The sequence below is a fragment of the Ancylobacter mangrovi genome, assembly GCF_024752355.1.
Lineage (GTDB): Bacteria > Pseudomonadota > Alphaproteobacteria > Rhizobiales > Xanthobacteraceae > Ancylobacter > Ancylobacter mangrovi.
This window is the reverse complement of sequence record NZ_JANTHZ010000008.1, coordinates 110,975-131,854: the sequence shown is the minus strand read 5'-3', so window position 1 is coordinate 131,854 and position 20,880 is coordinate 110,975. Positions and strand designations below refer to the sequence as shown.

Here is a 20,880-nt window from a genome sequence, read left to right as displayed (position 1 = left end):
GCGCGCGGCGGGACCTGAGCAGCAGGAGGAGAAGGCGCGCCCGGCTCCTAAGGAGGGCCGGGCGCATCCCGCGGGCAGCGGGGGACATCGCCCGCGGGAGAGAGGCGGGCGAGCGTCAGCTCACTCGACCGTGGTCTCGCGCAGGTCGAGCCACATCATCGGGCTGGAATGGAAGCCCTTCACGTTCTTGCGGTAAGCGTTGACGTGGTTGAGCACGTAGGGGATCGCCCCGGCCGGGTTGTCCTCGGCGAGCGCCTGGAACTTCTTGTACAGCGCGGCGCGCTCGTCCTCGGTCTTGGCGGCGCGGGCGTCGTCCAGGACCTTGTCGATCTCCGGGTTCTTGTAGTTCCAGAGCTGCGTGTTCCACGACCCGGTCGAGTGGTAGAAGGGGTAGATCGAGGTGTCGATGGTCGGCCGGCTGAAGAAGCCGTCCGCGTAGAAGGCGGCCTTGCCCTCGATCTCCTTCACGAACTTGTCCCACGGCACGCGCTGGATATCGACCTTGATGCCGACCGGCGCCAGCATCTCCTTGGCGGCGATGCCGAGGCGCTCGCGCGTCGGGCGGCCGACCGGGACGTAGAGCGTGGCCTCGAAGCCGTCCGGATAGCCGGCCTCGGCGAGGAGCTTCTTGGCGCCCTCGACGTCGGGCGCGCCGATCGGGATATCCGAGTTGTAGTAGGGGTGCGAGGGCGGGATCATGGTGTGGGTCGGGGTGCCCTGGCCGTAGAGCGCGACCTCGACCAGCGCCTTCTTGTCCAGCGCCATCAGCACCGCCTTGCGCACGCGCGCATCGTCGAACGGCTTCTTGGCGCTGTTCATGATGAGGCCGTCCCAGGTCGAGGTCGGCGTCGAGTCGACGACGATGTCCGGGTTGTCCTTCATCTGGTCGATGGATTCGAGCGGCAGGCTCCAGACGAGGTCGACGTCGCCGGTCTCCAGCGCCGCGATCTCCGCCGCGCTCTCCGGCATGATGCGGAAGGTCACGGCGTCGAGCTTGGGCTCGCCCTTCACGTAATAGTCGGGGTTCTTCACCAGCTCGACGCGGTCGCCGGGCGTGAAGGACTTGAACATGAACGGCCCGGTGCCGATCGGATGGGTGGCGATGGTGTCGAACTTGTCGCGCGGCAGGATGCGCACCTGGCGGTCGCCGAACAGCTCGGCGAAGCCCGAATAGGGGATCTTCAGCTTGAAGACGACGGTCTCCTTGTCCGGCGTCTCGATGCTGTCGACGATGTCGAAGTTCACGCGCGCCGGCGAGCCGGTGGCCTTGTCCTTGATGCGCTCGATGGAGGCCTTGACGTCGGCGGCCTCGAGCTCGCGGCCGTCATGGAATTTCACTCCGGGACGCAGCTTGAAGGTCCAGGTCTTCTGGTCGTCGCTCTTGCTCCAGCTCTCGGCGAGGTCGGGCTTCACGCCGCCCTTGCCGTCGACTTCCGTCAGTCCGCTGAAGATGAGGAAGTTCATGATGTACTCTTCGCCGAGCTTGGTCTTGGCGGCGTCGAGCGTGTTGAGGTTCGAGGGGATGGCCACGCGCAGCGTGCCTGCCGCCATGGCCGGGGCCATCAGCGCGGTCAGGCTGATCGCCGCCGCGCCCAGGGCGCCGATAAATCTCTTCTTCATTCCCAACTCCTTCGAGGTCTTTGTTTATGCTTGAATTTTTTCATTGAGCCCCCGGCGCCACGAGCGCGCCGGGTGCCTTTCAGCGCCCCCGCGCGGCGAAGATCGCGCCGAGGAATTCCAGGATCAGCGTGGTGGCGAGCAGGCTGGTCTGCCCCTCGACATCAATGAACGGGTTCACCTCGACCAGGTCGAAGCCCACCACCCGCCCGCGCGCGGCGACGCCCTGAAGGAGGGCGCGCGCCTCGTGGTAGAGCAGCCCGTCCACGGTCGGCGAGCCGGTGCCCGGGGCGATGGAAGGGTCGAAACCGTCGATGTCGATGGTGACGAAGACGTTGCCGAGCTCGGGCATCGCCTCCAGCACGGCGTTGACGCCCTGCTCGCGAATGTCCTCGCGGGTGAAGATGCGCACGCCCTGGGAGAGCGCGTCCTCATAATCGCTCTCGCGGGTGCGCACGTCGCGTATGCCGAGCTGCACCATGTGGCGCACGAAGGGCAGCTCCTTGGCGCGCCGCAGCGGGCTCGCATTGGTGTAGCGCACCCCGGCGATCTCGTCGCGCCAGTCCATGTGCGCGTCGATATGCACGATGTCGATCGGCCCGAGCGCCTCGAAGGCGCGCACATTCGGGAAGGTGACCGAATGGTCGCCACCGAGGATCACCGGCAGCGCCCCGCGCGCCAGCAGCGCGCCGACCGAGGCGGTGATCTTCGCCATGTTGGCGTCGATGTCGAAATAGGTGATGTCGACATCGCCGCAATCGACCATTGAGACGTCCTTCAGGAAGCGCTGCTTCCGGTTGACGTCCCAGTAGCCGGCGGCGTTGCCGGTGCCCCAGGCGGCGTAGCGGGTCGACTGGTTGCGGATCTCGCGCGGCCCGAAGCGCGTGCCGGGGCGGTAGCCAACCCCGCAATCATAGGGGATGCCGAGCACCGCCACGTCGGCCTCGACCTGCGCGAAGTCCTCGCAGATCGGCGAGCGCAGGAAGCTCGCAATGCCGGCGGAGGGCATGTAGGCGGCGTAGCGGGGAGCGGGCGCGTCCATCATTCCGCCTCCGCTCTGGCGGGGTCAGGCACGGCCTGGCTGGCCGCTTCGTCGCCGCGGGACGCGGACGGGCCGGCCGGCAGCGCATCCTCCTCCCGCCACCACACGCCGAGCTCCCAGAGCTTCTCCTCGGTGCGCGCCACGGAGGCGGCGACGTCGCCGGGATGAAGGCCGGCGATCAGCGCCACCAGCGTCTCGCAGACCGCGAAGGCCGGCGTCACCGTGTCGAAGAAGGAAGGCGACTGGCTGGAGGCGAGCAGGGTGAGATGGGCCAGCCGGCCGATCGCGTTGGCCTCGCTGTCGGTGATGGCGACGACGCGCACTCCCTGACGGCGGGCGAAGGCGGTGGCCTCCACCACATGGCGGGCGGCGGGCGTGTAGCAGATGACCAGCAGCACGTCGCCGGGGCCGGAATCGAGCATGCCCGGATGGCCGACGCCGCCGGTGGCGTCGAGCAGCACCGAGCGGTCGTCGAAGAAGGACAGCAAATAGTTGAACTGGAACGCCGCCGGGAAGGAGGAGCGGTGGCCGAGGCAGTAGATCCGCCGTGCCGCCACCATGGCGCGGGCGGCTTCCACCAGCTTCTCGACCCGCGAGGGCAGGGCGACCTCGGTGAGGTGGCCGGACAGCCGGGCCAGCATCTCGGTGGCGATGCCCGCATCGCCGACCTCGCGATGGCGGCGCAGCAGGTTCTCGGCCCGCCCGCCATAAGCGACGGGCGCCTCGCGCAGGGCCGCGGCGTGGATGGCGCGCACCTCGTCGAACCCGGTCAGGCCGAGCTGCTGGGCGAAGCGGGTCATGGTCGCGGGCGGCACGCCGGCGCGGCGCGCCTGCTCGCGCATCGACAGCAGCGCCACGTCCTCGGGATGGTCGAGCACATAGCCGGCCGCGACCCGGATCTGGCCGGGCAGCTCGTCGAAGTGCTGCTTCACCCTGGCAACGAAGTCGGAGCGTTTCATGCCGGCCACGATAGGGGGCTGTTTCGCGCTCTGCAACGTTTGTTTCAAATCAGATAAATTTTGATCTGATTGATCCAAAATCGAGCAGGAATCCACCCGCTCATGCCTAGTTTGCAGGCAGATCGCAGGGATGGTGCCGGTCGGGGCGGGGAGCAGCAGCGCCGTCATTTCAGCAGCGTGCGGGCGATGATGTTGCGCTGGATCTCGGACGAGCCCTCATAGATCCGCATGATGCGGGCATCGCGCACATAGCGCTCCAGCGGCAGGTCCTGCGCATAGCCGTAGCCGCCATGGATCTGCAGCGCGGAATCGGTGACGCGCCCGGCCATCTCCGCCGCGTACAGCTTCGCCATCGCCGCCTCCTGCGAGAAGCGGGCGTGGCGGGCGCGCAGATGCGCGGCGCGCAGGCCGAGCAGGCGGGCCGCCTCGAGGTCGGTCGCCATGTCCGCCAGCATCCATTGCAGGCCCTGGAAGCGGGCGATCGGCTCGCCGTCGACCTGACGCTCCTGCACCCAGCCGCGCGCGGCGTCGAGCGCGGCCATGGCGATGCCGGTGGAGGTGGCCGCGACCTCGACCCGCCCATTGTCGAGCACCTTCATCGCGGTGCGGAAGCCGCTGCCCTCCTCGCCGAGCCGGCAATCGGCGGGAATAAGGCAGTCGTCGAAGCGCACCTCGAACACGTGCCCGCCGCGCAGCCCCATGGTCGGCTCGGGCGAGCTCACGCCGAGGCCGGGCGTGCCGCGCTCCACCACGAAGGCGCTGATGCCGCGCGCCCGCGCCGCCGGGTCTGTGAGCGCGAACACGACGATGAAGTCGGCATGGGCGGCGTTGGAGATGAAGTGCTTGGTGCCGCTGAGCCGGTAGGCGTCGCCCTCGCGGACCGCCCGCGTGCTCATGTCGGCCGGGTTGGAGCCGGCGCGCGGCTCGGTCAGCGCGAAGGCGCCGAGGCTGGTGCCCGCCGCCGCCGGCGGCAGCCAGCGGCCGCGCTGCGCGTCGTCCCCGCCGATGAGGATCGCGTCGGTGGCGAGGAAATGCGCGGTCAGCATGGAGGTGGTGGAGGCGCAGGCGCCCGCCAGTGCCTCGACAGCGAGATAGAGCGCCACCGCCGAGGCGCCCGGCCCGCCCCATTGCTCGGGCAGGTTCATGCCGGTGAGACCGATCTCCGCCAGCGCCGGCAGGTGCTCGCCGGCGAAGCGCCGCTCGGCGTCGATCGCCTGCGCGCGCGGGGCGATCTCCTGCGCCGCGAAACGGGTGATCGCGTCGGCAATGGCAAGGTCGTCATCGGTACAGAACGGGGTCATGAGCGGCTCGGCAACTGAAGGAAGGCCCGAGCTTGACACCCTCCCTTAATTAACAAAAATATCGGCTTTTCATAATCTGAATAAATAAAGGTAATTCACCGAGTGGCCATCAACGTCTCCTGGCGCCAGCTCACCTATTTCGTCGCCACGGCCGAGGCCGGCAGCACGCTGCGTGCCGCCGAGGCGCTCCACGTGTCGCAGCCGGCGATCTCGGTCGCCATCGGCCAGCTCGAGCAGAGCTTCGGCCAGAAGCTGTTCGTGCGGCGCCACGCGCAGGGGGTCGACCTCACCCCGTTCGGGCGCAGCAAGCTCGCCGAGGTGCGCCACCTGCTGGCCCACGCCCATGCGGTGATGGACAGCACCAAGGACGGGCGGCTCACCGGCGAGCTGGAGATCGGCGTCTTCTCCACTCTCGCGCCCGCCTATGCGCCGGGCCTGCTGCGCGCCTTCAGCGCCGCCCATCCCGACGTGCGGGTGCGCCTGCGCGAGGAGCCGCTCGACCAGCTCCACCGCGATCTCGCCGACGGCGTGGTCGAGCTCGCTTTGCTCTACGACCTCGACACGATCGGCGAGATGGCCCGCACCCCGCTCGGCGCGCTCACGCCCTATGCGCTGCTGGCGAAGGATCATCCGCTCGCCGACGCGGCGCAGGTCTCGCTGCGCGACCTGGCGCTGGAGCCGTTCGTGCTGATCGACCTGCCGCACAGCCGCGACTATTTCCTGTCGCTGTTCCGCATGACCGGGGCGATGCCCGAGCAGCTGCTGCGCTGCACCTCGCTGGAGACGGTGCGCGGCATGGTCGCCCACGGCCTCGGCAACAGCGTGCTGGTGACGCGGCCCTTCGGCGACCATTCCCATGACGGTCTGCCGCTGGTCTGCCGCCCGCTCGTGGAGAGCGTGCCGCCGCAGCGCGTCATCATCGGCTCCTCGGCCTACGCGCCGATGACGCGCGCGGCCGAAGCCTTCGTCACCGTCGCGAAGGACTACTTCCGCGGCCGCGGGGCGACGTGACGTTCTGAATAAACTCGTCTTATCCAATATATGAAAATTCATTAGTACACTTAATTCGATACGCTTCCTATGGTGCCGCTCGTCGCCCCCCCGCGATCGACCAGCATGAGGAGCCCTGCGTGACCGCCGCCACCAAGAACAGCCGGATCGTCCGCGCCCCGCGCGGCACCGTCCTCAACGCCCGCAGCTGGCAGACCGAAGGCCCGCTGCGCATGCTGATGAACAACCTCGATCCCGAGGTCGCCGAACGCCCCGAGGATCTGGTGGTCTATGGTGGACGCGGGCGGGCGGCGCGCAACTGGGAATGCTTCGACCGCATCGTCTCCACGCTGAAGGCGATGGACCAGGACGAGACGCTGCTGATCCAGTCCGGCAAGCCGGTCGGCGTCATCCGCACCCATGCCGACGCCCCGCGCGTGCTGATCGCCAATTCCAACCTCGTCAGCCGCTGGGCGACGCAGGAAGTGTTCGACGAGCTCGAGCGCAAGGGCCTGATGATGTACGGCCAGATGACGGCCGGCTCCTGGACCTATATCGGCAGCCAGGGCATCATCGGCGGCACCTTCGAGACCTTCGTCGAGGCCGGCCGCCAGCATTATGGCGGCGATCTTTCCGGCCGCTGGCTGCTCACCGCCGGGCTCGGCGGCATGGGCGGGGCGCAGCCGCTCGCCGGCGTCATGGCCGGCTGCTCGGTGCTCGCCATCGAGATGCGCGAGGAGCGCATTGAGCGGCGCATCCAGGGCGGCTATCTCGACCGCAAGGCCGGCAGCCTCGACGAGGCGCTGGCGATGATCGCAGAAGCGCGGCGCACCGGCGAGGCGCTCTCCATCGGGCTCATCGGCAACGCAGCCGAGGTCTATGAGGAGATCCTCGCGCGTGGCACGCTGCCCGACCTCGTCACCGACCAGACCGCCGCCCACGACCCGCTGTTCGGCTACATCCCTGCCGGCTGGAGCATCGCCGAGTGGGAGCGCCGGCGCGAGACCGACGCCGAGGGCACCATCGCCGCCGCCAAACACACCATGGCGCGGCAGGTGCGGGCGATGCTCGAGTTCCGCGCGCGCGGCATTCCCGTGTTCGACTACGGCAACAACATCCGCCAGATGGCGCGCGATGCCGGCGTCGAGGAGGCGTTCGACTTCCCCGGCTTCATCAGCGCCTATGTGCGCCCGCAATTCTGCCGGGGCCGCACCCAGTTCCGCTGGATCGCGCTGTCGGGCGAGCAGCAGGACATCCTGCATTCGAGCCGCAAGCTGAAGGGCATCGTCGCCGATCCGAGCTTCGCCCGGTGGATCGACATGGCGGAGAAGCGCATCCAGTTCCAGGGCCTGCCCTCGCGCAGCTACTGGATGGGGCTGCAGGACCGCGTCGCCGCGGGCCTCGCGCTCAACGAGATGGTGGCCTCCGGCGAGGTCGCCGCGCCCATCATCGTCACCCGCGACCACATCAGCTCCGGCTCGGTCGCCAGCCCGAACCGCGAAAGCGAGGGCATGCTGGACGGCTCCGACGCGGTCGCCGACTGGCCGATGCTGAACGCGCTCACCGCCTGCGCCAGCGGCGCGACCTGGGTGTCGCTGCACAATGGCGGCGGCGTCGGCATCGGCTATTCGCAGCATGCCGGCTTCGCGGTGGTGGCGGACGGCAGCGAGGACGCGGCCCGGCGCCTGCGCCGCGTGCTGGCGAACGATTCCTCCGTCGCCGTGTTCCGCCATGCGGACGCCGGCTACGAGGAAGCCATCGCCACCGTCGAGCGCGAAGGGCTGACCCGATCGGCCTCGTCCGCCCCGTGAGCGGGGCTTCGGCCGGCATCGGGGCCCCGACCGCCATCGGGCGGCTGGCGCAGTGGTGCGCCGGCTTCACGCCGGGCGAGGTGCCGCCCGAGGTGCGGGCGGTGGCGCGCAACTGCCTGGTGGACACGCTCGGCGTCGCCCTTGCCGGCGCCACGGCGCCGGTCGCGCGCAAGGCGCAGCGCGTCGCCGGCTTCGCCAGCGCCCCGGGTGCCGCGGCCGTGCCCGGCACCGGGCTTCGCCTCGCCCCGCCCGGCGCCGCCATGGCCAACGGCACCGCCGCCCATGCGCTCGACTTCGACGACAATTGCTATGCCGGCGTGGTGCACGGCTCGGCGATCATCGTGCCCGCGGCGCTCGCCGTCGCGCAGCAGGTCGGTGCGTCAGGCGGCGCGCTGGTCGACGCCATCATCGCCGGGTCGGAGGCGGAATATGCGCTCGGCGCCGCCGCCACGATGAGCCTCTACGAGAAGGGCTGGTGGACCACCGCCGTGCTCGGCCCGGTCGGTGCTGCGGTCGCCGCCGGCCGGCTTCTCGGCCTCGACGCGCAGGCGATGGACGCGGCCATCGGCATCGCGCTCGCCGGCGCGGGCGGGGCCAAGGCCGCCTTCGGCACCGATGCCAAGCCGCTGCTCGCCGGCCGCGCCGCCGAGGCGGGCGTCGTCGCCGCCCTGCTCGCCGCCGAGGGAGCGAGCGGCCCGCCCGACGTCGCTACCCATCCGCGCGGCTTCGCGGCACTGTTCAACGACGGCGTGTTCGACGAGAGCGCACTCGAGGCGCCCGGCACGCGCTGGCGCCTCCTCGATCCCGGCATCGACGTCAAGCGCATCCCGGTCTGCCTGTCCGCGCACACCAGCGTCGACGTGGTGGCCGAGCTGGCGCGCGCGCACGGCTTCGGCGCGGGGGACGTGGCGCGCATCGTCTGCGACGTGCCGCCGGTGATCGTCGCCAACCTCATCCACGACCGGCCGTCGACGCCCCAGCAGGCGCAGTTCTCCATGCCCTTCGCGCTTGCCGCCACGCTGGTGCTTGGCGATGTGACGCTGTCCGACCTCGACGAAAGGGTGATCCGCGACCCCGCCGTCGCCGCCCTGATGGAGCGCGTGGAGATGCACACCGGCGCCTCCTGGGACGAGGAGACCCGCAGGCACGCGCCCGAAGGGGCGCGGGTGCGGGTGGAACTCGCCGACGGGCGCGCCTTCGAGGGTTTCCGCGCCATCCCGCGCGGCGCGGCCGGCGATCCGCTGCCGCCCGAGGCGCTTGCCGCCAAGTTCCGCGCCTGCGCCGGCCTCCTGCTGCCGCCCGGCGCAGTGGAGCGGCTGCTCGCCCGCCTCGACGCGATCGAGACGCGGGCGAACCTGCGCGATCTGTTCGACGACCTGAACCACGAGGCCTGACCTGACCATGGCTCCCCTGCCGCCGCCGCTCGCGGGCGTGCGCGTGCTCGATTTCTCGCGCATGCTCGCCGGCCCCTTCTGCACCGCCCTGCTCGCCGATGCCGGCGCCGACGTCATCAAGATCGAGAGCCCGGACGGCGACGACGCGCGTCATTTCGCGCCGCGGGCGGGCGGGGAGAGCACCTATTTCCTGATGATCAACCGCGGCAAGCGCTCGGTGGTGCTCGACCTCAAGAGCGAGGAGGGCCGGCGCGCCGTGCACGAGCTCGCCGCCGGGGCGGACATCGTGGTCGAGAATTTCCGCCCCGGCGTCACCGCGCGCCTCGGCATCGACTATGCGAGCCTCGCCGCCATCAACCCGAAGCTGGTCTATGCCAGCATCTCCGGCTTCGGCCAGGAGGGGCCGCTCTCGCATCGCCCGGCCTACGACATCATCGCCCAGGCGATGAGCGGCATCATGAGCGTGAACGGCCCGGCGGGCTCGGGCCCGAACCGGGTCGGGGAATCGGTGGGCGACCTGATCGCCGGGCTGCAGGCGACCTGGGCCATCCTCGCCGCCCTGCACGGGCGCGAGCGCGATGGGCGCGGCCAGCATCTCGACATCGCCATGCTCGATTCCATCTTCTCGATCATGATGACCGCGCTGTCGCAATATCTGTTCACCGGCGAGGTGCCCGGGCGGATCGGCAACACGCACCCGATCAGCGCGCCGCTCGACAGTTTCGAGGCGGCGGATGGGCATCTCATCATCGCGGTCGCCAACGACACGCTGTTCGCCGACCTCGCCGCCGCCATCGGCCGGCCGGAGCTGGCAGTCGATCCGCGCTTCGCCACCGACCAGGCCCGCAAGGGCAACGAGGCGGCGCTGAAGGCGGTTCTCGAGGGCTGGACGCGCCAGCACAGCGTCGCCGAGGCGGTGGCGGCGCTGGAGGCGGCGCGCGTTCCGGCCTCGCCGATCCTGACGATCGATCAGGTGGTCGCCAGCGCCCACGCCAAGGCGCGCGGGCTGGTGCGCACCGTGCTGCACCCGGTGGCCGGCGCGATCCCCGTGGTGCCGCAGCCGGTGCATTTCCTCGGCTCGGGCGAACTCCCCATACGCCCGGCGCCGCTGCTCGGCGAGCACACGGACGAGATCGTGGGGAACGTCGCGCCGCACTGAGCGGTTAGCCCCGCGGCGGAGAAACCGGAGCGCGCGTACGGTGCGCCTCGGTTCGGCGGCTTGCCCACATGGCGCGAAGCGCGCCATGCTCCGTGGTTCGTCCTCCGATCCGCCGTGCAGGGAGAATGCGATGACACGCCCCTTCGATGCGATCGTCATCGGCGCCGGGCAGGCCGGCCCGCCGCTGGCCGGGCGGCTGACCGCTTCTGGCAAGCGCGTCGCCGTCATCGAGCGCCACTATTTCGGCGGCACCTGCGTCAACACCGGCTGCCGCCCCACCAAGACGCTGGTCGCGAGCGCCTATGCCGCGCGGATGGCCCAGCGGGCGGCGGATTTCGGCGTGGTGCTGAAGGGCGCGCCGGGCATCGACATGAACACGGTGGCGGCGCGCGCGGGCAAGATCATCCATGACAGCCGCGCCGGCATCGAGAGCTGGCTCGAGGGCATGGAGGGCTGCACCGTGCTGCGGGGCCATGCCCGCTTCACCGGCCCGCACGAGGTGACGGTCGACGGCGAGGCGCTGAGCGCACCGCTCATCTTTGTCAATGTCGGCGGGCGCGCGGCGGTGCCGGACATGCCCGGGCTCGACGAGGTGTCCTATCTCACCAACAGCACCATGGTGGAGCTGGACCGGCTTCCGGCCCATCTCGTGGTGGTCGGCGGCTCCTATATCGGGCTCGAATTCGCGCAGATGTACCGCCGCTTCGGCGCGCGGGTGAGCGTGGTCGAGAAGGGCCCGCGCCTCGTCGGCCGCGAGGACGAGGACGTCTCGGCGGCGATCCGCGAGATCCTGGAGGCCGAGGGCATCGAGGTGCACACCGGCGCCGAATGCATCAGCTTCTCCGGCCATGAGGACGGGCTGGCGGTGCATGTCGACGGGTCGGGCGGCGGGGCGCGGATTCCCGGCTCCGACGTCCTGCTGGCGATCGGCCGGCGGCCGAACACCGACGATCTGGGGCTCGCGGCGGCCGGCATCGAGACCGACGAGCGCGGCTACATCACCGTCGACGACCATCTCCAGACCAGCGTGCCCGGCGTCTACGCCATGGGCGACTGCAACGGGCGCGGCGCCTTCACCCACACCGCCTATAACGACTACGAGATCGTCGCCGCCAACCTGCTGGACGGGAAGGGCTGGAAGCTGAGCGAGCGCATCCCCGGCTATGCGCTCTACACCGATCCCCCGCTCGGGCGGGTCGGCATGAGCGAGGCGCAGGCGCGCGCCACCGGCCGGCCGCTGCTGATCGGCAAGCGGCCGATGAGCCGGGTCGGCCGGGCGCAGGAGAAGGCCGAGACTCGGGGCTTCATGAAGGCGGTGGTGGACGCGCAGACGCAGCGCATCCTCGGCGCCGCCATTCTCGGCACCGGCGGCGACGAGGCCATTCACGGCCTGCTCGACGCCATGAACGCGGACCTGCCCTGGACCTTCTTCCAGCGCGCGGTGCCGATCCACCCCACCGTGTCCGAGCTCATTCCCACCCTGCTGGAGGGCATGGAGCCGGCGGAGTGAGAGACGCTCCGCCCGGCTCGCTCAGCGGCGGGGGTGGTAGAGCGCCTCGAGCTCCCCGAAGGCGAGGTCGACGGTGACGGCGAACAGCGCCACCAGCACGGTCCCCTGCAGCACATAGGACGGGTTGCTGCCCGACAGCCCGTCGATGATCGGCGAGCCTAGGGTGAGGGCGCCCACGGTCGAGCCGATGGTGGCGGTGCCAATGCCGATCGTGACCGAGGTGCGCACGCCGGCGAGGATGATGGGCGCCGCGAGCGGCAGCTCGATCCGCCACAGCTTGCCCGCCGCCGAGAAGCCGGTGCCGTCGGCCGCGTCCAGCACCGGCGCCGGCACGCTCCGCAGGCCCGCGACGACGCCACCCATCACCGGCAGCACGCCGTAGAGCACCAGCGCCAGCACGGTCGGCGCGGCGCCGTAGCCCATCGCCGGCACCGCCAGCGCCAGCACCGCCACCGGCGGGAAGGTCTGGGCGACGGCGGTGAGCATCTCCAGCGTCGCCGCATAGTCCCGCCCCGCCGGCCGCGTGGCGAAGACGCCGGCGGCGAGGCCGACGACGATGGCGACCAGGCTGGCGAGCCCCGTCAGCATCGCGTGCGAGGCGACGAGCTCGGGAAAGCTCGCCCGGCTGTAGACGAGCCGGGTGCCGGGCGGAAACAGGAAGCCGAGATGGGGCGCGATGCGGTCCATGGTGAAGGTGAGGACGAGGAACAGCGCGCCGACCCACAGCACCGGACGCCCCAACAGCCGTACGAGGCCGGCCTGCCGTCGCCCGGGGGTCATCGTCCGACGAGGTCCGTCAGGTTAAGCGTGCCGCGGCGCCCGTTCGCCGCGTCCAGCACCGGCAGATGCGCGACGCCGTCCGCGATCATGCGCGCCAGCGCTTCCTCCAGAGTCGCGCCGGCGGGGATCGGTTCGCCATCGGCGGCCGGCGCGGCCGAGAAGTCGGTACGCTCGCCGACATTCAGCACCTGCAGCAGGTGAAGCCCCAGCAGCGGGCCGCCGAAGAAGCGCGCCACCTGCTCGCTGGCCGGATGGGCGAGCACGGCCGCCGGCGCGCCGGCCTGCACCAGCCGGCCATGCTCCAGCATGGCAATCGTGCCGCCGAGCCGGATCGCCTCCTCGACGTCATGGGTGACGAGCAGCACGGTGGTGCCGGTGCGCTTCTGGATCGCCGCGAGGCTCTCCTGCAGGCTGCGCCGGGTGAGCGGATCGACCGCGCCGAAGGGCTCGTCCATCAGCAGCAGCTCGGGGTCGGCGGCGAGCGCGCGGGCGACGCCGACGCGCTGCTGCTGGCCGCCGGAAAGCTGGTCCGGGTAGCGCTGGGCGTGGATCTCCGGCTCCAGCCCGACGAGGTCCAGCAGCTCGCTCACCCGCGCCTCGACGCGCCCGCGCTCCCAGCCGAGCAGGCGCGGCACGGTGGCGATGTTGCGGGCCACGGTCCAGTGCGGGAACAGGCCGATCGACTGGATGACATAGCCGATGCGCCGGCGCAGCTCGACCGGCGCCAGCCCGGCGATGTCGACGCCGTCGAACAGGATGCGGCCGGAATCGGGGTTCTCCAGCCGGTTGACCATCCGCAGCAGGGTGGACTTGCCCGAACCCGACGTGCCCACCAGCGCGCACACCGTGCCGGGCTCGACCGCGAACGACACGTCGTCGACCGCCTTGCGGCCGCCGAAGCTCTTGGTGACGGCGTCGAAGCGGATCACGTCGCCGGCCTCCGGAACAGCGCCAGCGCCACGCCGCGCAGGCTGAGGTCGGCGAGCAGCGCGAGCCCGATGGCGGACAGTGCGCCGAGCAGGACGAGGTCGCTCGCGGTCTGGCCGAGCCCCTGGAAGATGAAGGTGCCGAGCCCGCCTGCGCCGATCAGCGCCGCCAGCGTGGCGAGGCCGATGAGCTGAACCAGCGTGATCCGCAGGGTCTGGAAGAAGGTGGGAAGCGCGAGCGGAACCATGGTGCTGGTGAAGATCTGTCGCCCGGTCATGCCCATGCCGCGCGCCGCGTCCACCGCCGCACGCGGCACGCCCGACAGGCCCGCATGGACGCCGCGCGCGACCGGCAGCAGGCCGTAGAGCGCCAGCGCGACGATCGCCGGGAACGGGCCGATGCCGCCGATGCCGAGCCCGCGCAGCGCCGGGGCGAGGGCGGTCAGCGTCGTCAGCGGGCCGATCAGCAGCGCGAACAGGGCGATGGAGGGGATGGTCTGTACGATGTCGAGCGCGGCGAAGGCCGCCCCCGCCCGGCGCGGGCGGCGATAGGCCATGAAGCCGATCGCCGCGCCGACCGCCACCGCGACGACGAGACCCGCCCCGGTCAGCTCGAGATGCCGGAACAGCTCGTTCAGATAAGCGTGCTGGCGCACCGAGAATTCGCGCGCGAGCGAGAGCTCGGACAATGCACCGCCCGCCGCCAGCGCGAAAAGCCCGGCCGCCGTGGCGAGCACCGGCACCGCCTTCTGCGCCAGCGTGCGCGCCCGCTCCACCGCATCGGCGAGGGTGAAGAAGCCCGCCGCCAGCAGGCACCAGAAGCCGGCGCCGAGCGAGACGCGGGTCAGCGGCCCGGCATCGGCGCCGTGCACCATGGCGGCATGGCCGGCGATGCCGGTCGAGGCCAGCATCAGCGCGCCGGCGGCGAGGCCTAGCAGCATGTGGCGCAGGGCGAAGTCGCGCGCGAGGCCGAGGCCGGCCATCGCCGTCAGCGGCGCCAGCACGGCGGCGGTGCCGGCCGGACCGGCCGCCGCCCACAGGCCGAGCGGCGTGCCGGAGAGCAGCCGGTTCGGCGCGATCACAACGAAGCCGCCGAGAAGGGCCGCCGCCAGGCCGAAGGCGGCCAGCAGCACCGGCAGGGCGAGCGCCGGCGGGCCCGAACGCGAGGACAGGGCTGAACGCAAGGCCGACATCGTCAGGCCGCCGCCCGGGCCCGCACCGGGGCGGGGGGCGGCGCCGGACGCCGGCGGGCGGCCTCCCGCCGCCCCGCCGCTCTCACCCGAGCAGCCCCTTCGAGCGCAGATAGTCCTGCGCGACGGAGCGGGCCTCCATGCCGTTGAGCTGCACCTGCGCGTTGAGGTGCTGCAGCGTCTCGAGCGTCAGCCCCTCGAAGGCGGGGGCGAGCAGCCCGGCGATCTTGGGATAGGCGTCGAGCGTGGCTTTGCGGATCACCGGCGCGGGCTGGTAGACGGGCTGCACGTGCTTGGTGTCCTGCATCACCTTCAGGCCGAGCGCGGAGATGGCGCCGTCGGTGCCGTAGACCATGGCGGAATTGACGTCCGACGTGCCTTCCGCCGCGGCCTTGATGGTGGCGGTGGTGTCGCCGCCCGAGAGCACCAGCAGCTGCGGGCCGGCCAGCTTGAAGCCGTAAGCCTTCTGGAAGGCGGGCAGCGCCGCCGCGCTCTCGACGAACTCGGCCGAGGCGGCGAGCTTCACCGTGCCGCCGTCATTGGCCCAGCGGGCGAAGTCGTCGAGGGTGGCCAGCTTCTCCTTCTCGGCGACGTCGCCGCGCACGGCGATGCCCCAGGTGTTGTCGGCGGGTGCGGGCGTCAGCCAGACGAGGTTGTTCTTGGCGTCGAGCTTCTTCGCCTCCTCGTAGCCCTTCTTCGCGTCCTTCCACACCGGGTCGTCGGCCATGTTGAAGAAGAAGCCGGCATTGCCGGTGTACTCGGGATAGACGTCGATCTCGCCCGCCAGCAGCGCGGAGCGCACGATCTTGGTGGGGCCGAGCTGCAGGCGCCGCGTCACCGGGATGTCCGCATGCTCGAGAATCAGCGCGATGATGTTGCCGAGCACCGCGCCTTCCGTATCGATCTTGGAGCCGACCACCACGGGGTCGGCGGCGTAGGCCGCGCCCATCGGGAGCAGTGCCGCTGCGCTGAGCGAAAGCAAGAGGCGGCGGCGGTTAATGCTCGTGATCATGAGATCCCCCCTGGAGCGGTCGTTCGGGACGGTGGCACGATGCCGACCGGTTGGCGGGAACGAACGCACCGCCCGGATTGTTCCAACAACAGCCCGGCATGGGAAGGGACTTGTCCGTGATTGGCCGGCAAATGCGCCCGGCGGACCGGCCTCGGGCCCGGATGCCCGCCGCTTAACACCCGATCACGACACCGTAAGAACGTTTGTCCACAAGCAGGCTTGCAAGATAATAATTCGTATCCTATTAATTAGTCATGCATGAGATCGAAGCCCTCCGGCGCGCCCTGACGGCGCAACTCCTCCAGGCCGGCCGCCAGTGGCGGCGGGTCGCCGAGCGCGAGCTCGAGGTGCTGGGCATTTCCGAGGCCTGCGCCGCGCCGCTCCTGTGGACGCACCGTCTTGGCGGAGGCGTGCGCCAGGTGACGCTCGCCTCCTATGTCGGCATCGAGGGTCCCTCGCTGGTGCGCCTGCTGGACCAGCTCACGACCTCCGGCCTGATCGAGCGCCGCGACGACCCGACCGACCGCCGGGCCAAGACCATCTGGCTCACCGCGGCCGGCGAGCGGCTGGCCGCCCGCATCGAGGACCTGCTCACGGAAGTGCGCAGCCGCGTGCTCGCCGGCGTCAGCGCCTCCGATCTCGAGGCCGCCCTCCGGGTCCTGAAGCTTTTCGACGATTCGCCCGTTCCCGTGGCGGAGGAGGTGTCATCGTGACACTTCCCGCCTGGCGGGACTGGCTGTTCTCCGGCAAGGCCTTCCTCGCCTCCATGCTCGCGCTCTACATCGCGCTGGCCTTCGACCTGCCGCGCCCCTACTGGGCGATGGCGGCGGTGTATGTCGTCGCCAATCCGCTGGCGGGCGCCACCAGCTCCAAGGGCCTCTACCGCGCGCTCGGCACGCTGCTGGGCGCGGCCGCGGCGGTGTTCTTCGTGCCGCTCTTCGTCAACGCGCCGGAGCTGCTCAGCCTCGTCGTGGCGCTGTGGACCGGCTGCCTGCTCTACATTTCGATGCTCGACCGCACCCCGCGCAGCTACGTCTTCATGCTGGCCGGTTACAGCCTGCCGCTGATCGCGCTGCCCGAGGTCGGCGCGCCGGACCAGATCTTCGACGTCGCGCTGGCCCGCAGCGAGGAGATCATCATCGGCATCACCTGCGCCAGCGTCGTCGGTGCGGTGGTGTTTCCGACCAGCGTCGGCACTGCGCTGTCCGCGCGCATCAGCGGCTGGCTGGACGACGCCGCCTCCTGGGCCGGCGAGATACTGCGCGGGGAGGGCGCGCTGCCGGCGACGCCGCTGCGCCGCCAGAAGCTCGCCGCCGACATTTCCGGCCTCGACATGGTCATCAGCCAGCTCTCCTACGACGCGGCGACGCGCGACGTGGTCCGCCATGCGCGCGAATTGCGCGGCCGGCTGCTCATCCTGCTGCCGCTGCTCTCCTCGCTGGCCGACCGGCTGCATGCGCTGAAGACGCAGGAGGGCGCGCTGCCGGCCGACCTTGCCGCGCTGCTCGCCCGCGTCGCCGACTGGCTAGGGCGCCGGAACGCCGCCAACCCCGATGAAGCCGACCTGCTGCTCGCGGCCATGAAGGCGCTGCGCCCGGCGACCCCGGGCGACTGGGACGCGCTGATGCGCGCCAGCGCGCTCGACCGGCTGGGCGAGGTCGTCTCGGTGTGGAGCGACTGCCTGACGCTGCGGGCCGACATCCAGCGCGGCCAGCATGCCGGCCCGTGGCGGCCGCGCTTCCGCCACCGCCAGGTGGTCGGCGCGGCGCGGCACTATGATTTTGGCCTGATGCTGTTCTCGGCCGGCTCCTGCGTGCTGGCGACGCTCGCGGTCTGCGCGTTCTGGATCGCCACCGGCTGGTCCGGCGGCGCCGGCGCGGTGATGATGACCGCGGTGGCGTGCTCGTTCTTCGCGGCGATGGACCGCCCGGCGCCCTTCATCCGCTTCATGGCCAACTGGAGCGGCGTCAGCCTCATAGTCTCGGCGATCTACCTGTTCGCCATCCTGCCCTTCGTGCACGATTTCGAGATGCTGGTGCTGGTCTTCGCCGCGCCGTTCCTCGTGCTCGGTCTGATCATCGCGCGCCCGCAATACACCATGCTCGGCATGCTGATGGCGGTGAACACGGCGTCCTTCGTCGCCCTGCAGAACCGCTACGACATCGATTTCGGCAGCTTCGTCAATCAGGGGCTGGCGGCGATGGCCGGCATCATCTTCGCCTTCGTGTGGAGCGTGGCGACGCGCCCCTTCGGTGCCGAGATCGCCGCGCGGCGGCTGGTGCGGGCCGGCTGGGCCGACCTCGCGGACACCGTCGGGGGGCTGCGGCGCGACGACAGCCAGAAGCTCGCCGGGCGGATGCTCGATCGGCTCGGCCAGCTCGTGCCGCGCCTCGCGGCGATGGAAGACCGCGAGCTGTCCGGTGTCGACGGCTTCGCCGAGGTGCGCTCGGGCTTCAATATCATCGAGCTGCAGAAGACGCGCCGGCGCCTCCCGCCGGAAGGGCGCGCGGCGATCGACGCGGTGCTGGCCGGCATCTCCGCCCTCTACCGCGCCCGGGTGGCGCGCCGCAGCCTCGTTTCCCCGCCCGGGGAGCTGTGCGACGCGCTCGACACCGCGCTGCGCCGCATTGCCCATGACGGCAGCGGCGAGGCGCGGCGCGCGCTCGACGCGCTCATCGGGCTGCGGCGGGTGCTGTTCCCGGGCGTTCCGGGCCCTGCCGGCGACTTCGTGCCGGCGGAGCGCCGCCCGGCCCTGATGGCGGCGGAGTAGTGCCATGTCCGGCGAAATCGACGTCTACGGCGTCTACATTCCCAATCTGCTGGCGCTGATGCTGCTCACCCTTCCGGTGAGCCTGCTGCTGCGCCGGGGGCTCGCCCGTCTCGGGGCCTATGCCTTCGTCTGGCATCGCGGCCTGTTCGACGTCGCCCTCTATGTCCTTCTGCTGCAGGGCATGTCCCTGTTGTCCCAATGGTGGCTGTCATGACCTTCTCGCTGCGCGGCGCGTTCCGCGTCGCTGTCACTCTCCTCATCGTCCTCGCCGCGCTCGGAGCCGGGAGCGAGCTGTGGGGGCACTACATGAACGACCCGTGGACACGCGACGCCAAGGTGCGCGCGGATATCGTCGGCGTCGCGCCGGACGTCTCGGGCTTCGTGAGCGAGGTGCTGGTGCATGACAACCAGGCGGTGAAGGCGGGCGACGTGCTGTTCCGCATCGACCGCGCCCGCTTCGCCATCGCGCTCGACCAGGCCGAGGCGGTGGTCGCGGGGCGCAAGGCCTCGCTCGATCAGGCCAAGCGCGATCGCGAGCGCTACGAGCAGCTCAAGGACGTCGTCTCGCAGCAGAAGACCGAGCAGGCGCGGATGGAGGAGGCGGAGGCCGCCGCCTCCTACCAGCAGGCGCTCGCCGACCGCGACCTCGCCCGGCTCAACCTCGAGCGGTGCGACGTGAAGGCGCCGGTGAACGGCACCATCACCAACCTCTCCATGCGGCCAGGCGACTATGTGAGCACGGGCACCGCCAGGCTCGCCCTGGTCGACACGGATTCGCTCAGGATCGAAGGCTATTTCGAGGAGACCAAGCTCGCGCGCATCCATGTCGGCGCGCCGGTCTCGATCAAGCTGATGGGCCAACCCGAGACGCTGGAGGGCCATGTCGAGAGCATCGCCGCCGGCATCGAGGACCGCGAGCGCACCGTCGGCGACGGGCTGCTCGCCAACATCAACCCGACCTTCAGCTGGGTCCGCCTCGCCCAGCGCGTGCCGGTGCGCATCGCCTTCGACCAGACGCCGGCCGACGTGCGTCTCGTCGCCGGGCTGACGGCGACCGTTTCGGTCGGGCCGGTCGATGGCAAGACGCAGGTTTCGCGCGACACCACGTCGGCGGGTGTCGCGACCGCGGGCGGCCTCGCTTCGTCGCCGCGGGCGCTGCCCTGACGCTGGGGCACGGGCCGGCAGCGGGGCCCGGCCGGCGTCGCCGCGCAGGCTTCCCGCGCGACGTGCCGCCCGCGCACCGACTTTAGTGCTCTTTGCATTCCCCCGACGCGATTGTAGCCTCGCGCTTTAAGTGCCCCATTATGCAGGCAAACGGCACGTCGAAGCGGAGGAATGCTCATGCAGATTTTCAAGCCGAAGTTCGGCCGGGCGGCGGTCGCGGCGCTGGCGCTGGTGCTCGCGCCCGCCCTGGCGCCCGGATCGGCCAAGGCCACCGAGTTCATCAACATCCTGACCGGCGGCACCTCGGGCGTGTATTATCCGCTCGGCGTCGCGATTTCGAAGGTCTATGCCGACAACATTCCCGACTCGAAGGTGCAGGTGCAGTCGACCAAGGCCTCGGTCGAGAACCTGAACCTGCTCGAGCAGGGCCGCGGCGAACTCGCCTTCTCGCTCGGCGACTCGGTCAAGCTCGCCTGGGAGGGCGACACCGAGGTCGGCTTCAAGTCCAAGCTCGGCAAGCTGCGCGGCATCGCCGCGATCTATCCCAACTACATCCAGATCGTCGCCTCCAAGGACAGCGGCATCAAGACCCTGCAGGACCTGAAGGGCAAGCGGGTCTCGGTCGGCGCGCCCAAGTCCGGCACCGAGCTCAACGCCCGCGCCATCCTCGCCGCGGCCGGCATGAGCTATGACGACCTCGGCAAGGTCGAGTACCTGCCGTTCGGCGAGTCGGTCGAACTGATGAAGAACCGCCAGCTCGACGCCACGCTGCAGTCGGCCGGCCTCGGCGTCGCCTCGATCCGCGACCTCGCCTCCTCGCTGCCGATCACCGTGGTCTCGGTTCCCGCCGCCGTTGTCGACAAGCTGGGCCCGCCCTATGTGAGCGCCAATATCCCGGCCGGCACCTATGACGGCCAGAGCGAGGGCGTCGACACCGTCGCCGTGGTGAACTTCCTCGTCACCCGCGAGGGCGTCTCCGACGACGTCGCCTACCAGATGACCAAGCTGATCTTCGACAATCTCCCGACGCTGGAGTCGGCGCACAAGGCGGCGTCGCAGATCAAGCTCGAGGACGCCACCAAGGGCATGCCGATCCCGCTCCATCCCGGCGCGGAGCGCTACTACAAGGAAAAGGGCATCCTGAAATAGCGGCACGGCGCCTGCGATGACCGCGCCCGGGCCGGGTCGGCCGCCAGCGTCGGCGTCCCACCCGCCGGGTGCGGGCCCGCGAGCCTTCGGGCCTGCGGGAGCGCCG

At 70.7% G+C, this 20,880-nt stretch carries 18 protein-coding genes; 10 read left to right on the top strand and 8 right to left on the bottom strand.

Annotated features, from left to right (window positions below):
* Positions 1-120 precede the first annotated feature (120 nt).
* The 4 genes from NVS89_RS17215 to NVS89_RS17200 all read right to left on the bottom strand — a co-directional run bounded on the left by NVS89_RS17215 (position 121) and on the right by NVS89_RS17200 (position 4,919).
* Positions 121-1,620 carry an ABC transporter substrate-binding protein gene (locus tag NVS89_RS17215; protein ID WP_258734000.1) on the bottom strand — a complete coding sequence of 500 codons (1,500 nt, stop codon included), beginning with the start codon at positions 1,618-1,620 and terminating at the stop codon, positions 121-123.
* Positions 1,621-1,699: 79 nt separating this feature from the next.
* Positions 1,700-2,662 (bottom strand): agmatinase, encoded by a 963-nt coding sequence (speB, locus tag NVS89_RS17210; protein ID WP_258733999.1) that lies wholly within the window; start codon positions 2,660-2,662, stop codon positions 1,700-1,702.
* Complete coding sequence (locus NVS89_RS17205) at positions 2,659-3,618, bottom strand: MurR/RpiR family transcriptional regulator (RefSeq protein WP_258733998.1); 960 nt, start codon at positions 3,616-3,618, stop codon at positions 2,659-2,661. Before NVS89_RS17205 ends, speB begins: the two co-directional genes overlap by 4 nt.
* Before the next feature lie 164 nt (positions 3,619-3,782).
* Positions 3,783-4,919 (bottom strand): acyl-CoA dehydrogenase family protein, encoded by a 1,137-nt coding sequence (locus tag NVS89_RS17200; RefSeq protein ID WP_258733997.1) that lies wholly within the window; start codon positions 4,917-4,919, stop codon positions 3,783-3,785.
* Positions 4,920-5,021: 102 nt separating this feature from the next.
* On the opposite strand from NVS89_RS17200, the gene NVS89_RS17195 reads away from it, so the two are divergent.
* The 5 genes from NVS89_RS17195 (at position 5,022) to NVS89_RS17175 (ending at position 11,783) form a co-directional block, all read left to right on the top strand.
* On the top strand, positions 5,022-5,930 hold the full coding sequence (locus NVS89_RS17195; RefSeq protein ID WP_258733996.1) for a LysR family transcriptional regulator: 909 nt from the start codon (positions 5,022-5,024) through the stop codon (positions 5,928-5,930).
* Positions 5,931-6,049: 119 nt separating this feature from the next.
* A complete protein-coding gene (gene hutU / locus NVS89_RS17190) occupies positions 6,050-7,720 on the top strand; it encodes a urocanate hydratase (protein WP_258733995.1) in 1,671 nt (556 codons plus the stop codon).
* Positions 7,717-9,114, top strand: a complete 1,398-nt coding sequence (locus NVS89_RS17185) for an MmgE/PrpD family protein (protein ID WP_258733994.1) — start codon at positions 7,717-7,719, stop codon at positions 9,112-9,114. The genes hutU and NVS89_RS17185 overlap by 4 nt, the downstream gene beginning before the upstream one ends.
* Positions 9,115-9,121: 7 nt before the next feature.
* Positions 9,122-10,273 carry a CaiB/BaiF CoA transferase family protein gene (locus NVS89_RS17180; protein WP_258733993.1) on the top strand — a complete coding sequence of 384 codons (1,152 nt, stop codon included), beginning with the start codon at positions 9,122-9,124 and terminating at the stop codon, positions 10,271-10,273.
* A 130-nt stretch (positions 10,274-10,403) separates the two neighbouring features.
* Positions 10,404-11,783 (top strand): FAD-containing oxidoreductase, encoded by a 1,380-nt coding sequence (locus NVS89_RS17175; RefSeq protein ID WP_258733992.1) that lies wholly within the window; start codon positions 10,404-10,406, stop codon positions 11,781-11,783.
* Positions 11,784-11,804: 21 nt separating this feature from the next.
* Here the strand turns inward: NVS89_RS17175 and NVS89_RS17170 are convergent, their stop codons facing one another.
* From NVS89_RS17170 to osmF, 4 genes are all read right to left on the bottom strand, one after another.
* Positions 11,805-12,563: an ABC transporter permease gene (locus tag NVS89_RS17170; protein ID WP_258733991.1), complete on the bottom strand. Its 759-nt coding sequence runs from the start codon at positions 12,561-12,563 to the stop codon at positions 11,805-11,807.
* Positions 12,560-13,492, bottom strand: coding sequence for an ABC transporter ATP-binding protein (locus NVS89_RS17165; protein ID WP_258733990.1), 933 nt, complete (start codon positions 13,490-13,492; stop codon positions 12,560-12,562). Before NVS89_RS17165 ends, NVS89_RS17170 begins: the two co-directional genes overlap by 4 nt.
* Positions 13,489-14,682, bottom strand: a complete 1,194-nt coding sequence (locus tag NVS89_RS17160) for an ABC transporter permease (protein WP_374114591.1) — start codon at positions 14,680-14,682, stop codon at positions 13,489-13,491. Before NVS89_RS17160 ends, NVS89_RS17165 begins: the two co-directional genes overlap by 4 nt.
* A gap of 82 nt (positions 14,683-14,764) precedes the next feature.
* On the bottom strand, positions 14,765-15,691 hold the full coding sequence (osmF, locus tag NVS89_RS17155; RefSeq protein ID WP_258733988.1) for a glycine betaine ABC transporter substrate-binding protein OsmF: 927 nt from the start codon (positions 15,689-15,691) through the stop codon (positions 14,765-14,767).
* Positions 15,692-15,945: 254 nt separating this feature from the next.
* Between osmF and NVS89_RS17150 the strand changes: the two genes are divergently transcribed.
* From NVS89_RS17150 to NVS89_RS17130, 5 genes are all read left to right on the top strand, one after another.
* Complete coding sequence (locus NVS89_RS17150; protein WP_258733987.1) at positions 15,946-16,404, top strand: MarR family winged helix-turn-helix transcriptional regulator; 459 nt, start codon at positions 15,946-15,948, stop codon at positions 16,402-16,404.
* Entirely contained in the window at positions 16,401-18,461 is a 2,061-nt protein-coding gene (locus NVS89_RS17145; RefSeq protein ID WP_258733986.1) for an FUSC family protein, read from the top strand. Before NVS89_RS17150 ends, NVS89_RS17145 begins: the two co-directional genes overlap by 4 nt.
* A gap of 4 nt (positions 18,462-18,465) precedes the next feature.
* Positions 18,466-18,675 carry a DUF1656 domain-containing protein gene (locus NVS89_RS17140; protein WP_258733985.1) on the top strand — a complete coding sequence of 70 codons (210 nt, stop codon included), beginning with the start codon at positions 18,466-18,468 and terminating at the stop codon, positions 18,673-18,675.
* Positions 18,672-19,625 (top strand): efflux RND transporter periplasmic adaptor subunit, encoded by a 954-nt coding sequence (locus NVS89_RS17135; protein WP_258733984.1) that lies wholly within the window; start codon positions 18,672-18,674, stop codon positions 19,623-19,625. The genes NVS89_RS17140 and NVS89_RS17135 overlap by 4 nt, the downstream gene beginning before the upstream one ends.
* Before the next feature lie 177 nt (positions 19,626-19,802).
* Entirely contained in the window at positions 19,803-20,774 is a 972-nt protein-coding gene (locus tag NVS89_RS17130) for a TAXI family TRAP transporter solute-binding subunit (RefSeq protein WP_258733983.1), read from the top strand.
* Positions 20,775-20,880: the final 106 nt, after the last annotated feature.